The organism is uncultured Rothia sp., assembly GCF_963507905.1.
Classification (GTDB): Bacteria; Actinomycetota; Actinomycetes; order Actinomycetales; family Micrococcaceae; genus Rothia.
Genome location: NZ_CAUOUU010000004.1, coordinates 55890 through 70490 on the forward strand (window position 1 = coordinate 55890; position 14601 = coordinate 70490).

Here is a 14601-nt window from a genome sequence, read left to right on the forward strand (position 1 = left end):
AGAAGGAACGAAGGATAGAGCAATGAGCCAGCGAGCAAACCAGCAGACCCGGTCGCACTCTACGAGTTCCACCGAACCCGCTCAGGGCGCTACCACCTCCGAGGAACCGCGTGGAGCCGCGAAGGAAGCCGGCACCTCCCTGATGAAGAAGGCCAGCGCCCTCTTCTTTGGCGTGGGTTTGAACCAGCGTCATCCTGAGCGTGAACGTCAGGCGCAGGCTCGTCGTGAGGAACGTGCCCGCCGCCGCGCCGCGGCGCAGCAGGGCCGTGAAGAGGGCGGATATGACGCCCCCGTGGCGGCTCACATGTTCTCCGGCCGTAGCTTCTTGACCGCTGTTGTGGTGGGCGTGATTGCGCTCGGTACCGCATACCCGGTGGTCACCTACATTGACCAGGACCGGGAAATTAAGCGAATCAACACGCACATTTCTCAGCTGCAGCAGGAGAACGCGCAGCTGAAGGCGGAGCAGACCTGGTGGAACGACGACAACTATGTTCGCCAGCAGGCACGTAGCCGCCTCTACTATGTGAACCCCGGCGACACCCCCTACGTGGTCACCGGCATTACCGAGGACTCTACGAAGGCGGACGGTACTTCTGCGAATGCGAAGAACGCCCCCGAGGAAGCCTGGACTACTAAGGTTTGGAATTCTCTCGAGAAGAACTAGCCCCAGCTGCCGGCAGCAACCCTGCACATGCAGACACCCGGCACAAGTGGACGAGGCGACCCCTCGTTCCAGAAACTTAGGATTATGAGCACCGAAAACACCATTGAAGAGCTGAAGGCACGCACCCCCGGCGGCTTCGGCGTAACTGTTGAAACTCTGACCCCCACCGAGCAGGACGTCCGCGTTCTTTCCGCGCAGCTGGGCCGTAAGGTCCGCGACGTGGTCGAGATTCCGGCGCGTTGCGTGTGCGGTAACCCGCTCGTGGCTGCTACCGCGCCGCGCCTGAGCAACGGCACCCCCTTCCCGACCGTGTTCTACCTGGCGCATCCGGTGATTACCGCTGCGGCTTCCCGTCTGGAGGCGGGCGGCCTGATGTACGAGATGACCGACTCGCTCGCTGAGGATGCGGACCTGGCGGCACAGTACGCTGCTGCACACGAGAACTACCTGGCTGAGCGTGAGCGCATCCGCCTGATCAGCGGCACCGAAGAGGTCCCGGAGATTGACGGCATCTCTGCCGGCGGCATGCCGACCCGCGTGAAGTGCCTGCACGCCGTTATCGGCCACACCCTGTCGGTGGGTCGCGGCGTGAACCCGATGGGTGACCGCGGCCTGGACGCTATCGCCGAGTGGTGGACCCCCGAGGTCTGCTCCTGCGACCCCGCGTGGCGTGAAGAAGCCTAAATATTGATTCTGGTGCGCCCGCATCGTCTTGAAGGACGGTGCGGGCGCATAATAGATAGAAGAAAGAGCGCCGAAAAGCGAAAATTTTTCGCCTGCGGCGCTCGCGTTGCCTTTGGCACTGATTGGTATTGAAGACCTGAAAGGAACCCACCGTGCGCGTTGGTGCGATTGACTGCGGTACGAACTCTATTCGCCTGCTGGTTGCTGATTCCACTACTGAGGTGGTGGACGGGGTCGAGAAGACCGTCCTGAAGGACGTTGTGCGTGAGATGCGCATTGTGCGTCTGGGTCAGGGCGTGGACGCGACCGGCTGGCTGGCGCAGGAGGCGCTGGACCGTACTTTCGCTGCGGCGCGTGAGTATGCGCAGCTGCTGAAGGAGCACGGCGCTGATTCGGTGCGTTTCGTGGCGACTAGTGCGACCCGTGATGCGGGTAACCGTCAGGTGTTTGTGGACGGTATCCGCGAGATTTTGGGTATTGAGCCCGAGGTCATTAGCGGGGACGAAGAAGCAGCGCTGTCCTTCGCGGGTGCGGTGCGCGCTGTCGGCTACGGTGATGGCGATACCCTGGTGTTCGACCTGGGTGGCGGTTCGACTGAGTTCGTGCTCGGCGACGAGTCGGGTGTGAAGGCTTCCCGCAGCGTCAATATTGGTTGTGTGCGCCTGACTGAGCGTCACATGATGAGCGCCCCGTCGACTGACTCGCAGATTGCCCGTGTTGAGGCTGATACTGACGAGGCTCTCGAGGTAGCGCGTAAGACGGTTCCCCTGCAGGATGCACGCCGCGTGGTGGCTGTGGCTGGTACCGCAACCACTGTGGCTGCCGCCGCGCTGGGTCTGGACCGCTACGATTCTGAGGCTATTAACGCTCAGAGCTTCTCCGTGGAGACCGTTCAGAAGACCGCCCGCTGGTTGGCTTCGCTGAACCGCCAGGAACGCGAGGAACTCGGCTACATGCACCCCGGCCGGGTGGATGTGATTGGTGCCGGCGCAACGATTTACGCCCGCATCCTGACCCGTCTGAACGAGATGACTGACGGCGCCGTTGATTCGGTGACCGTCAGCGAGCACGACATTCTGGACGGTATCGCTCTGTCCCAGCTGTAGGCTAGAGTGCTCGCGCCGTGAACCGATGGTGGTTCGCGGCGCGGCTCAGCTTGAGGAGTTTTAATGGTTCGTTCTGAGCATCTTCGTTCTGAACATCGGCGAGGTACGCCCCTGACTGGCTGGTCTTTTGTGCCGTCTTTTGCTTCTGCGTCTCGTGCATCCGCCTCGCGCGCCTCGGTTGTTTCTGATCGAGGCGCTTCTCGCCGTGCCCGCAAGGTTGCTGCTTTGGGCGCTAGTGCCGCGTTGACTCTTCTGCCGTTGTGGACCCCGCTGGCGCCTGCCGCCTGGGCGACGGACCCGACGCCTTCAGCTTCTGCGTCCCCGAGCCCGAAGAGGGAGGTGACGGCTACTCCTTCGCCGTCGGGTACTGCGGTGCCAAAGACTTCGGCAACTCCAAGTCAGGGCGCGGATACGGCAAATGGCGACGACGTACGTCACCGCGAGTATTGGTTGCGCGAGTATGGTATTACGTCGCTGTGGTCGCAGGCTACGGGTAAGGGCGTGACGGTTGCCGTGATTGATACGGGCGTGGATGGTACCCACCCGGATCTTGAGGGCAATGTGTTGCGTGGTACCGATGTCTCGGGTGTGGGTAGCGAGGACGGCTGGAAGGGCCTGGGTGCTGAGCCGATGCACGGCACGGAGGTTGCTTCTCTGATTGCAGGTCACGGCCACGATACGCAGGGTTACTCTGCGATTGCCGGGCAGCCGGGTAAACCGACCGGCATGATTGGTGTGGCTCCCGAGGCGAAGATTCTGCCGATTTCGCTGAATATGGGTACGACCGGTGGCAAGAGCATTGATGAGCAGATTCCGGCAGCGGTGCGTTATGCGGTCGACCACGGGGCTCAGATTATCAATATGTCGATTGGTTCGAATAAGACGAGCTGGCCGCAGAGCTGGGATGAGGCGTTTGCCTACGCTGAGCAGAAGGGCGTGCTGATTGTTGCGGCTGCGGGTAACCGCGGTAGCGGTTTGACGCAGGTTGGTGCTCCGGCGACGATTCCTGGCGTGTTGACGGTGGGCGGTATTGACCGGAATAAGCAGGTTTCTGAGGGCTCGTCGACTCAGGGCATTTCGATTGCTGTGGTTGCTCCGAGTACGGACATGATTGCGGCGGCTCCCGGTAACGGGTACATGCTGTGGTCGGGTTCTTCGGCGGCTGCCCCTCTGGTGACGGGTGTTGCGGCGTTGTTGAAGCAGAAGTATCCGAAGGAGTCTGCGGCTCAGCTGGCTCAGCGTTTGATTGCTTCGGCTGATGACGCTGGTGCGACGGGCCGTGACCCTTTGTACGGTTACGGCGTGTTTAACCCGCAGGATGCGATGGCTTTGCCTGCGCCTAAGGTGACGGCGAATCCGCTGGGTTCGATTTCTGAGTGGATCGCGGTGCATCGTAAGCAGCAGGTGAGTGAGCCGACTCCGAGTGATGCTGCTCCGGTGCATGAGGAGGGTGAGAGCATTGTGAAGGCGGCTGCGCCGGATGCGCGTCGTCCTCCGGAGGATCGTGGCTGGTTGCCGCCGGTGATTTTGGCGGCGCTGACGTTGTGGTTGACGATTATTACGGCTGGTTCGGTGCATCGTCTGCATAGGATGCATGTGAGTGCGGGGCAGGCTGCCCGTATGGCTCGTGAGATGGCGCATCATCCGGGTGCTCATCACGGAAAGAGTCGTGTTTCAAAGGGGTCGCAGCAGGGCGCCCGGAAGGGGACTCGTTAGGGCTCTCGTGAGTCTGGGTTGCCGGTGTTTTTCTTCTCTATGGGAGCTTCTTCTGTTCGCCCGGGGCTGACTTTTGAGTTGGCCCCGGGCTTTGTTGTTGGAACCTAAGTTTCGGAAGACGGCACGCATCAATAAACGAAAATATCGAACATGCCGCGCAAAAAACGGAAAGGGTAATTTTGACCGTAACCCGCATCACGAGATGAACTCTGTTCATATCTTCAAAACTTTTAACTTAGGGTCAGCTCAAAGGGAGCATAAGTGCGAAATTACCTAAACAAAGGCGTAAAATAGAAGACAACAGGTATGTGATAGACAGGCTCGTGCTGCTAGCCACTTCGCGTTGCGCAAGGACTTCCAGAGCGAGCCGCTTTGTTCGTCAGGGGAGCTTTCGGAACGAGCCGAAAGTTGCACATACCAACCTACCGGGGCTACCGAACCTCGGTACCTAAAGACTAGGAAGTAACAAAATGGCATTCACTAAGGTGGCACAGGACCGTCCTCGCGTCCTGATCGTCGGTGGCGGCTACGTCGGCTTCACCGTTGCTAAGAAGATCCAGAAGGCTATCAAGGAGACCGGTGGCGTCGTCACCATCGTTGAGCCGAACCCCTACATGACTTACCAGCCCTTCCTCCCCGAGGTTGCAGCAGGTTCCATGGAAGGCCGTAACGCAACTGTGCCGCTGCGCCAGCACCTGCGCGACACCGAGCTGATCCCCGGTCGCGTTGTCTCCATCGATCACGCAAACCGCACCGCTGTTGTTGAGCCCACCGACAACGGTGAGCCCTTCGAGCTGAAGTACGACGAAATCGTTCTCGGCGCAGGCGCTGTGACCCGTGCGTTCCCGATTCCGGGCCTGGCAGAGGTTGCTATCGGTCTGAAGACCATTGAAGAGGCAGTCTCCGTTCGTAACTGGGTTCTGGACCGCATTGAGGTTGCATCCATGCTGTCCGACGCTGAGGCACGCCGCCGCGCCCTGACCTTCGTCATCGTGGGTGGTGGCTTCGCTGGTGTTGAGACCATCTCCGAGCTCGAGGACATGGCACGCGTTGCTGTCGAGCGCAACGAGCGTCTCTCCGTTTCCGACCTGCACTTCGTCATGGTTGAGGCTGCACCGCGCATCATGCCTGAGGTCCCCGCAGACCGTGCAGAGAAGGTTGTTGCAGAGCTGCGTGCACGCGGCATCGAGATCCTGCTGAACACCTCCCTCTCCGACGCAACCGACGGCAACCTGCAGCTGATCAACATGGCTGACAAGTCCCCCGCAGGCGAGATTAAGACCGACACTCTGATCTGGACCGCAGGTGTGGCAGCATCCCCGATGCTGAAGAACACCGACTTCCCGATTGACGAGCGTGGCCGCGTTCGCGTGGGCGCAGACCTGCGCGTCACCGGCGACGACGGCGTGGTTGAGGGTGCTTGGGCTGCAGGCGACAATGCGGCTGTTCCGGATCTCTCCGGTGGCGGCGTGGGCGGCTTCTGCGTTCCCAACGCTCAGCACGCTTCCCGCCAGGCTGTTGTTCTGGCTAAGAACCTGCTGGCTGCTCGCCGCGGCGAGCCCCTGACCGACTACTACCACGAGACCATCGGTGTTGTGGCAGGTCTGGGCCTGTGGAAGGGCGTTGCAAACTTCAAGGGCAAGACCATTGGCGGCCCGCTGGCATGGATCATGCACCGCGGCTACCACGGCTCTGCAATCCCCACCACCGAGCGTACCGTTCGCGTTATGACCACCTGGGCTCTGAACCAGATCTTCGGTCGCGATACCTCCTCGATTCGCCACCAGCGCTCCCCGCGCCTGGCATTCCAGGAAGCAACCGGTACTGCACCGGCACGCCAGAAGGCAAAGCTCTAAAATAGCCTGACTTAGGGGTCTATCTCCCTGAGATAGCGCACTTGAGATAAAGCAATGGGCGGTGTGGAAGACTTTAGTCTTTCGCACCGCCCATTGTGTGCCTGAGTGCTTGCGAGCTGTCTAGCTTAGCCGCCCACCAGTGCTTTTGCATGATGCTTGCTACGGCGGGGTGCGGGGAACTGTTTGAAATGTGTTTCTGCTTAGGTTCGGGTGCGTTTTCGTGGAATAATAGGTGTTTGTGCCCCGAACTATGCGGGGTGCGCCCCCATAGTCCAATTGGCAGAGACAGAGGACTTAAAATCCTTGTGTTCTGGGTTCGAGTCCCAGTGGGGGCACTGCGTTGAGAGGCAATATAGAGCCGATAGGCATATATAAGTGAGCGGCGGCTCTTCCCGTGGGGGAGGGGCCGCCGCTTGCGTGTCTGAAGGTTTACAGGTTTGGGGTTTGCTGTTTGGAAGTTAAAAGGCGATGCCCCCGACCCATACTATCGGGGGCATCGTGGAGTGGCGGTGCGGGCTATGGCATTCCGCGCACTCTCTTCACCGCGGATAGAAGAGCTCGTCCTCTGCCGGAATCAGGACGGCTGGCGGTGAAGTCTGGTGAACCTGCAGGTGATTGCCTGCCTCGGTCATGTGTGGAGGCAGGAGGCGGTTCAAAGCTTACTTGCGGCGCGCGGTCACGAGCGCGTCGATGGAGAACTTGCCTGCGCCGCTGTATTTCGTGGTGTTGTTCATGCCTTCAAGCTTGACAAGTAAAGTTTTACACTTCAAGTAAGTCTAGTTTGTGGAGAAAAAGAGTGCAAAACAGGGGGTTTAGATGACGTTTTGTGACGGGGCTCCACGCCCTAAAACACCCGCGAACCGTCTTCCGGAGCTCAAAAAACGTGAGACCCTATAAAGAGACACAGCCACAGACGCACCCCTGCCTGAACGGGGGAGCAGAGTCAGAAAGGCACAGCATGCAGACTAAACCCTCCATCATTGCCGTCGATATGGACGGCACCTTCCTCACCGACTCCAAAACCTTCGACACCGAACGGTTCGCGCGCATCCTGCCCCGCCTGCAGGCGCATGGAATCCACTTCGTCGTGGCGAGCGGAAATACCCATGCCAAGCTACAGGACTATATGCGCGGTTTCGAGGACCAGGGCCTCACCTACATTGCTGAGAACGGCGCGTACCTCGCCGATGACAGCGGTCAGCTTGCCGTGCATCCCTTTGAGGAAGAGGATATCCCGCGCATTATTGAGGTAGTGCAGGGGCTGGACCAGATCGGTCTGCTGGTGTGCACCACCGAGGGTATTTACCTGCCCAAGGATCGTTGCGATCAGATTGTGCACATGATTCGCGGCTATTTTGAAGACACCGGTCAGGAGCTTCCCGAAACCCTCACCCTGGAGGACTTTGCGGCGTTCTTCTTCCCCGGCTCGGTCATGGTTGACTCTATTGAAGATTTTGAGGGTGCACCCATTAAGTTCCCGCTGCTGACTCCGCCTAAGCAGACGCAGCAACTGAGCGTCTACTTGCGTGAGGTTCTTCCGCAGACCGTTACCCCGATGGTCAGCGGCTTCGGTGCCATTGACCTGGTGCGCACCGGTGTCAACAAGGCGACCGGTCTGAAGGACCTGTGCGAGCGTCTGGATGCTGACCCTGCGGGCATTCTTGCCTTCGGTGACGGCGAGAATGACATGGAGATGCTCCGCTATGCGGGCTGGGGTGTCGCCATGTCTAACGCCCCGGAGGTTGTGCGGAATGCTGCTGACGAGGTGATCGGCTCGAACGAGGAGCAAGCAGTTCTGGATTATCTGGAGCAACTCCTGGATCGTTTGGAAGCTTCGCACTAGACGCTTCACAAAGAGGTGCGCCGGAGGGTCTGCATGCGGGGCGGTGTGGACTTGGATGAACCTCAGGTAAACACCGCCCTGAAATATTCTGGCAAGGTCGCCAGATGCGCTTGCTGGTAACGAACAGCGCCCGTGAGCGCAGAATCTATCCGATAGAATTAACAAGAATTAGTTTTGTCCCCGTATGAAGGAGAGCATGATGGCGGGAAACCCGCTTCTGAATTCAATGACGAAGAATGTCACTCAGGGTGACTCTCGTTTCGGTCGCTTTGGTGCGCAGCCGCAGCAGACCAGCCAGCAGGCACAGTATGGTCAGCAGGCACAGTACGGTCAGCAGCAGACCTATGGCCAGTATGGTCAGCAGTCGTACGGTCAGCAGTATGACCAGCAGGGCTACGGACAGAACACCTACGGCCAGCCCCAGTATGGTCAGCAGGCACAGTACGGCCAGCAGCCCTACGGTCAGCAGTATGGCCAGCCCCAGTACGGTCAGCAGGCACAGTACGGCCAGCCGTACGGTGAGGCTGACTACGGCGTAGCAGCCCCCACCTACTCGGAGCCCATCCCCGCCGGTGAGCGTCTGACCATGAACGATGTCATGGTTAAGACCGGCATCAACCTGGGCCTGGTCGCTGTCGGTGCCGCTGTTGCATGGTACATGCCGGTGCTGCTGTTCCTGGGCATGGTGGGCGGTCTGGTCCTGGGTCTGGTGAACTCCTTCAAGAAGAAGGTTTCCCCGGTCCTGGTCATGACCTACGCGCTCATGGAAGGTCTGCTGCTCGGTGGCCTGTCCGCTGTTGTGGACATGCGCTACCCCGGCGTGGCAATTCAGGCTGTTCTGGCAACCCTCGCGGTTGCAGGTACTACCCTGGCTCTGTTCGCGAACGGTAAGTTGCGTGCAACCCCCAAGCTCAACAAGATCTTCATGATCGGCGCTATTGGCTACCTGGCGTACGGTTTCATCTCGATCCTGGGTGCGGGTATCTTCGGTTCCTCGCTGAACAGCTTCTCGATCGGTGGTATCCCGCTGGGCCTGGTTGTTGGTCTGTTCGCTGTTGCGCTGGCAACCTACTCGCTGCTGCTGGACTTCACCACCACCTCCGAAGCTGTGGAGGCTGGCCTGCCCGAGCGTGAGTCCTGGCGCCTTGCATTCGGCCTGACCGCTTCTCTGGTCTGGCTGTACGTTGAGATCCTGCGTGTTCTCATGTACCTGGCAAGCATCTTTAGCAACGACTAAAGCTCATGATGAGGCGGCGGTACCGTGATGGTGCCGCCGCCTTTGCCGCTTTACTTCCCCGATGTATCGAGGCGCAGGGGAGGGGCACGACAATATCACCACATATCGCCTCCGCTGGGGTAGCCGAGCTGCCCCGCGCGGGGCAACACCGATAACGATTTGGAGACACCGTGAAAATTACACCTGTTGCAGAAGAACATGTAGCCGAGGAGGAGCGCGGCTACCGGGTGCCTTTTGCTATGGAAGTTGCCGGTGCTTGGGCGTGGCGCATCATTATGATTGCCGGTGCCGGTTGGATCCTTTGGAAGGGTCTGGGGCACGTCTCCCTGCTGGTTATTTCTCTTCTGGTGGCTCTGCTGCTGGCGGCTCTGTTGAGCCCCGCCGTGATGCTTCTGCGTAAGAAGGGCGTTCGTGCCGGTGGGGCGGCGGCTATTGCCGAAATCGGTATGATTCTGGTGCTCGCCGGTATTATTTCGTTGACCGGTCAGCAGATTGTGCGTGGTTTTGTGTCCATGGCGGATAAGGCGATGCAGGGCTACCAGCAGCTGATTGGTTGGCTGAAGGATCTCGGCTACGAGTTCGGTGCCGACCAGCTGAACCAGCTGCTGGATCAGATGGAGAGTGCTGCAACCAATAACCCCAGCTCTGTGCTGCACGGTGTGTCTCAGGTGGGTTCTACTGCGGCTGAGGTTGCGACCGGTACCCTGCTGACCCTGTTTACCCTGGTCTTCTTCCTGATGGAGGGCGAGCGTATCTGGCTGTTCGTCACCCGCCTCTTCCCGAAGGATGCGCGTGCCGCCGTCAACGGTGCGGGTCGTGCGGGCTGGAAGTCCCTGGGTGCGTACGTGCGCGTTCAGATTCTGGTGGCGGCTATTGACGCTGTCGGCATCGGTATTGGTGCCGCAATCCTGGGTGTTCCGCTGGCTATCCCGCTGGGTGTGCTAGTCTTCCTCGGCTCCTTCGTTCCGGTGATTGGTGCTCTCATTTCCGGTGCTGTGGCTGTGCTGCTGGCGCTGGTTGCTCTGGGCCCGGTGCAGGCGCTGATTATGCTCGGTATTGTTCTGCTGGTTCAGCAGCTCGAATCCCACATTCTGCAGCCGCTCATTATGGGTAAGGCTGTCTCCCTGCACCCGCTGGCGGTTATTTTCTCGGTGGCTGGTGGATCCATGATTTTTGGTGCGGTGGGTGCTCTGTTCGCTGTGCCGACTCTGGCTGTGGTCAACGCGGTGGTGCGTTACCTGGCGGATCGCGGTTGGGAACACGATCCCGGCTTGCGCGATGAGGAGTTCCTCTTCCCGCACGAGGTGGCTCGCCGCGAGCAGGCTGAGGAGAAGGCCCTGGAACGGCAGGAGAGCGTCAAGAAGCTGGCCTCCCGAGTGCCGCGCCATCAGAAGGCTGAGGAGCCTGAGAATCGGGATCCCGAGGTTTCGGACTCCTCCGAAGACTAGGGGCCCGCATCGAGCGGGAGGTTTTGGCGTAGGGCACCCCGCCATCCTCGATAACGCACCGCTAACTCGTCCCGGCGATACCGCCGGCCGCGATGCCGTCTACGGCGGTGTCTCGCTAGGGGGCTACTCGCGACCGAGTAGCCCCCTTCACTGTACCCATCCTCTAAAATGGGATGAGCAATACATCACCGCCCCGCGCCCGCGGGGCAACGCACCATCAGAATGGAAACCTCGTGAGCGTAAATCTCGACTCCCTGCCCGTGACCATCACCGATATTGAACGTGCCGCAGAGCTGCTCGAAGGCGTTATTGAACGCACCCCCGTCGCTCATTCGCGTGCGCTGAGCCAGCGCCTCGGGTCCGAGGTTTTCTTCAAGTGTGAGAACCTGCAGCGTGCCGGTTCTTTCAAGGTGCGCGGTGCGTACGTGCGTATGGCGAAGCTTTCCGAGGAGGAGAAGAAGCGCGGCGTCGTGGCGGCGAGCGCGGGTAACCACGCTCAGGGTGTGGCGCTGGCGGCTGACCGTCTGGGCATTAAGGCTCGTATTTACATGCCGCTGGGTGCGGCGCTGCCGAAGATTACTGCGACCCGTGATCACGGCGCTGAGGTTGAGCTGCACGGCGTGACCGTGGACGAGGCTCTGGCGGAGGCAAAGCGCTACGCCGAAGAGACCGGCGCTGTGTTTGTGCACCCCTTCGACAATGAAGACATTATTGCCGGTCAGGGCACTATCGGCTTGGAGATTCTGGAGCAGGTTCCGGACGTTGACACCGTGATCGTGGGTGTTGGCGGCGGCGGTCTGCTGGCGGGTCTGTCCGCTGCTATCCGCGCGAAGGAGCAGAAGCTCGGCAAGAAGATCAAGATTATTGGTGTTCAGGCGGAGCACGCGGCGGCGTACCCGCTGTCCCTTGCCGCGGATGCTCTGGTGCCGCTGAAGAAGGTTTCTACCATCGCTGACGGTATTGCGGTGGGTCGCCCCGGCCAGATGCCTTTCTCCATCATCAAGGAGCTGGTGGACGATGTGGCGACCGTGAGCGAAGACGATATCGCTCGCGCCCTGATTTTCCTGATGGAACGTAACAAGCTTGTGGTGGAGCCTGCCGGTTCGGTGCCCGTGGCGGCGCTGATGAACGGCAAGCTGAAGGAGGAGTACGGCGATCTGGGTACGGTCGTGTGTGTGCTCTCCGGTGGCAATATTGACCCGATGCTGATGCTGAAGGTGATTCAGCGCGGTCTGTCTGCGGCTGGCCGCTACATGACTGTGAAGATGATGCTTTCTGACCGTCCGGGTGAGCTGGCAACCATTTCCCGCATCATCTCTGAGAACGACGCGAATGTGACCGGTGTGGACCACACCCGCGTGGGTGGTTCGCTCTCCATGGGCGACGTGTCGATTACGATTGACATGGAGACCAAGGGTGTGGAGCACTGCCGCCAGGTTATTTCTGCCCTGGAGGATGAGGGCTTCCGCCCGATTATCGTCTACTAAAGACCCGAACGTGGGCAGCCCCCGCACTATACCAACCGGTACCGTTGTGACCCTGTCGGTGCTGCAACGGGGCGGGGCTTGCATCCTGCCCGGGTGCCGCCGTACTAGAGCAGGTCAAGAACCTTCACACTGTACGTATCGCGTACAGTGAGGTCCTCCACCGGGACTTCCTTAAGATAGAGCTTGTTCCCGCCCCGAATCTCGTACTGGTACATTCTGCGGTTGAGCGCATCAAAGACATACCCCAGATAGTGCTCTACCACATGTTCCCGGGTGTCTTCGATGAAGTCTGTAATGAACAGGTGCTGTTTCTCCACCCCGATACGTGCGGCCATTTTAGCGAATTCCGCAGGAAAATCCTCCGGAAACAGCCGGGTGAGGTCCATAATATCCTCCAGAAAAATCTCGAGGGGAATATCGTCAAAATCTACAGGTTCCATAGTTTTCCTTAAGAGGGGATATTGCAAGGGATACGCCCGAAACGGCCAGGGGAGCGGGCACTTGAAGGTGGGCTATAACGGTTACATAAAAACCCGGACTATACGAGTAGCCCGAGTTTTCACCTGAAACCTTTTGCGCCCAGAGCTTAGCCCTGGTAAGGGGTCACGGAGACAATCTTGGCGCTCAGTTCCTTGCCGTTCGGAGCGGTGTAGGAAACCTCGTCGCCCTGCTTAGCGCCCATGATTGCGGCACCCAGCGGAGACTTCTCGGAGAAGACCTTCAGGTCGGTGCCCGCGGGGAGGGTGTCCTCAATTTCGCGGGAGCCGAGCAGGAACTTCAGGGTGCGGCCTGCAACCTCAGCCTCGATGACCATACCGTGGCTGACCACGCCGTCATCAACGGGTGCCTCACCAATCTGTGCGGTTTCGAGCAGGTGCTTGAGCTGCTTGATGCGCGCCTCGTTCTTAGCCTGCTCGTCGCGTGCAGCGTGGTAGCCGCCGTTCTCACGGAGGTCGCCCTCGTCGCGAGCCTGCGCGATGCGGTCAACGATTTCCTGACGGTACGGGCCGGAGAGGTGCTCCAGCTCCTGGGTGAGGCGGTCGAAGGCGTCCTGAGTGAGCCATGCACCGGTGTTTTCAGCCATGCGTGTCCTTTGCTTATGCGCCGGCTTTGCCGGTGCGAAACGAATAAACCCGCTACCGCGTGCCGCGTTCAGAAAGGGGGCGGCGATGCCGGTAACGGAATGAATCAACAGACCTATTCTAGAGCACCGGAGGATTTTCGGCTGTTATGCCGGTCGTATCTTCACCTCTGAGCGCATCCTTGCCGGTGTGCATGCCGGTAGCTGAACCTGGTGGCGGTTTCTGCCGGCTGGTTACCAAGTGGTTGCGCGGATATGACGGTACGTTTCACGATGTCACACGGCGTCATCTGCGCTAGTGTACCGGTGCTGTCCTTGGGTATCATACGAGAAGCTACACACGTAAAATTTCCGCAGTGTGGCGCTCGCATTCGCGAACCACAGACACATCAGCCGCACCCCGCACCCACCCGATTTGGCGCATCAACTAAAGGCGCATCACCTAAAGGAGACCACCGTGAGCGAAGCCATCGAACAGCTGAAGGCAAACCTGCCGACTCACCCTCCCGTGGACTCTATTAAACCGCTGGAGGAGGACTACACTGGCCTGCGCATCCTTGCCGTGCACGCTCACCCGGATGATGAGTCCTCTAAGGGCGCCGGCACCGCTTCCGCGTATATTGCCCGCGGTGCCCGCTTCATGGTGGCGACGATGACTGGCGGCGAGCGCGGCGACATCCTGAACGAGGAGATTGCTAACAGCCCGCGCGCGCACCGTGATCTGCCGGGTCTGCGCCGCTCCGAGATGGCGGCTGCCCGCGAGATTATGGGCATTGAGCACCGCTGGATTGGCTTCTTCGACTCGGGTCTGCCCGAGGGCGACCCGATGCCGCCGCTTCCTTTCGGTAGCTTCGGTACTATGCCCCTGGACCGTGCCGCCGCGCCGCTGGTGCGCCTGGTGCGTGAGTACCGCCCGCACATCATCATTACCTATGACGAAATCGGTGGTTACCCGCACCCCGACCACATCATGACCCACAAGGTTGCCGTGGAGGCATTCGAGAAGGCGGGCGACCCCGAGGCATATGTGGGGGAGGGTGAGCCCTGGACCCCGCAGAAGCTCTACTACGACCGCGCATTCAACCCCGAACGCACCCTCGCCCTGCACGAGCACCTGCTCGATACGCACGGTGAGAGCCTGCTGAGCGGATGGATTGAGAACATCGCGCACCGCGCCGCTTCGGGTGAAGCGCCTCGCCACGAGACTACGACCCGCATCCTGGTGACCGATCACTTTGAGCAGCGCGATCAGGCTTTGCGTGCGCACGCCTCGCAGGTGGACCCGAACGGAGTGTTCTTCGCCGTTCCCAGTGAGCAGCTGAAGGATATTTGGCCCTGGGAGGACTACACGCTGGCTGCCTCGCACGCTGAGGTTCAGCTGCCCGAATCTAGCCTGGATGAGGGCCTGAGCGACTACTACGTTATCTAGGGTGGGGTGTATCGCCCCACGTTAGCGAATGATGCCCTTTACCGGCG

The 14601-nt window shown here is 60.0% G+C and carries 12 protein-coding genes and 1 tRNA gene; 11 read left to right on the plus strand and 2 right to left on the minus strand.

The window, feature by feature from the left end; translation table 11 throughout:
- Positions 1 to 22: 22 nt before the first annotated feature.
- From RQ593_RS03905 to ilvA, 10 genes are all read left to right on the plus strand, one after another.
- Complete coding sequence (locus RQ593_RS03905; protein ID WP_102033969.1) at positions 23 to 667, plus strand: septum formation initiator family protein; 645 nt, start codon at positions 23 to 25, stop codon at positions 665 to 667.
- Positions 668 to 751: 84 nt separating this feature from the next.
- Positions 752 to 1351, plus strand: coding sequence for a DUF501 domain-containing protein (locus RQ593_RS03910; RefSeq protein WP_070614690.1), 600 nt, complete (start codon positions 752 to 754; stop codon positions 1349 to 1351).
- A 152-nt stretch (positions 1352 to 1503) separates the two neighbouring features.
- Complete coding sequence (locus RQ593_RS03915) at positions 1504 to 2457, plus strand: exopolyphosphatase (RefSeq protein WP_311449876.1); 954 nt, start codon at positions 1504 to 1506, stop codon at positions 2455 to 2457.
- Between the two features lie 63 nt (positions 2458 to 2520).
- Positions 2521 to 4173: a S8 family serine peptidase gene (locus tag RQ593_RS03920; RefSeq protein WP_311449877.1), complete on the plus strand. Its 1653-nt coding sequence runs from the start codon at positions 2521 to 2523 to the stop codon at positions 4171 to 4173.
- Positions 4174 to 4643: 470 nt separating this feature from the next.
- Positions 4644 to 6029: an NAD(P)/FAD-dependent oxidoreductase gene (locus RQ593_RS03925; RefSeq protein ID WP_049350042.1), complete on the plus strand. Its 1386-nt coding sequence runs from the start codon at positions 4644 to 4646 to the stop codon at positions 6027 to 6029.
- Positions 6030 to 6290: 261 nt separating this feature from the next.
- A tRNA-Leu gene (locus RQ593_RS03930) sits at positions 6291 to 6364 on the plus strand.
- 623 nt (positions 6365 to 6987) lie between these two features.
- On the plus strand, positions 6988 to 7872 hold the full coding sequence (locus RQ593_RS03935; protein WP_070688359.1) for a Cof-type HAD-IIB family hydrolase: 885 nt from the start codon (positions 6988 to 6990) through the stop codon (positions 7870 to 7872).
- 199 nt (positions 7873 to 8071) lie between these two features.
- On the plus strand, positions 8072 to 9109 hold the full coding sequence (locus tag RQ593_RS03940; RefSeq protein ID WP_311449911.1) for a Bax inhibitor-1/YccA family protein: 1038 nt from the start codon (positions 8072 to 8074) through the stop codon (positions 9107 to 9109).
- 170 nt (positions 9110 to 9279) lie between these two features.
- A complete protein-coding gene (locus RQ593_RS03945; RefSeq protein ID WP_304192032.1) occupies positions 9280 to 10557 on the plus strand; it encodes an AI-2E family transporter in 1278 nt (425 codons plus the stop codon).
- A 233-nt stretch (positions 10558 to 10790) separates the two neighbouring features.
- A complete protein-coding gene (ilvA, locus tag RQ593_RS03950) occupies positions 10791 to 12044 on the plus strand; it encodes a threonine ammonia-lyase (protein WP_311449878.1) in 1254 nt (417 codons plus the stop codon).
- Between the two features lie 104 nt (positions 12045 to 12148).
- Here ilvA and RQ593_RS03955 read toward each other — a convergent pair whose 3' ends face one another.
- Both RQ593_RS03955 and greA read right to left on the minus strand, forming a co-directional pair.
- Positions 12149 to 12484 carry a hypothetical protein gene (locus tag RQ593_RS03955; RefSeq protein ID WP_070687432.1) on the minus strand — a complete coding sequence of 112 codons (336 nt, stop codon included), beginning with the start codon at positions 12482 to 12484 and terminating at the stop codon, positions 12149 to 12151.
- Between the two features lie 146 nt (positions 12485 to 12630).
- Positions 12631 to 13128 carry a transcription elongation factor GreA gene (gene greA / locus RQ593_RS03960; protein ID WP_049327910.1) on the minus strand — a complete coding sequence of 166 codons (498 nt, stop codon included), beginning with the start codon at positions 13126 to 13128 and terminating at the stop codon, positions 12631 to 12633.
- A 454-nt stretch (positions 13129 to 13582) separates the two neighbouring features.
- Here greA and mca point away from each other — a divergent pair, with 454 nt between their 5' ends.
- Positions 13583 to 14554 (plus strand): mycothiol conjugate amidase Mca, encoded by a 972-nt coding sequence (gene mca / locus RQ593_RS03965; protein WP_311449879.1) that lies wholly within the window; start codon positions 13583 to 13585, stop codon positions 14552 to 14554.
- Positions 14555 to 14601 lie beyond the last annotated feature (47 nt).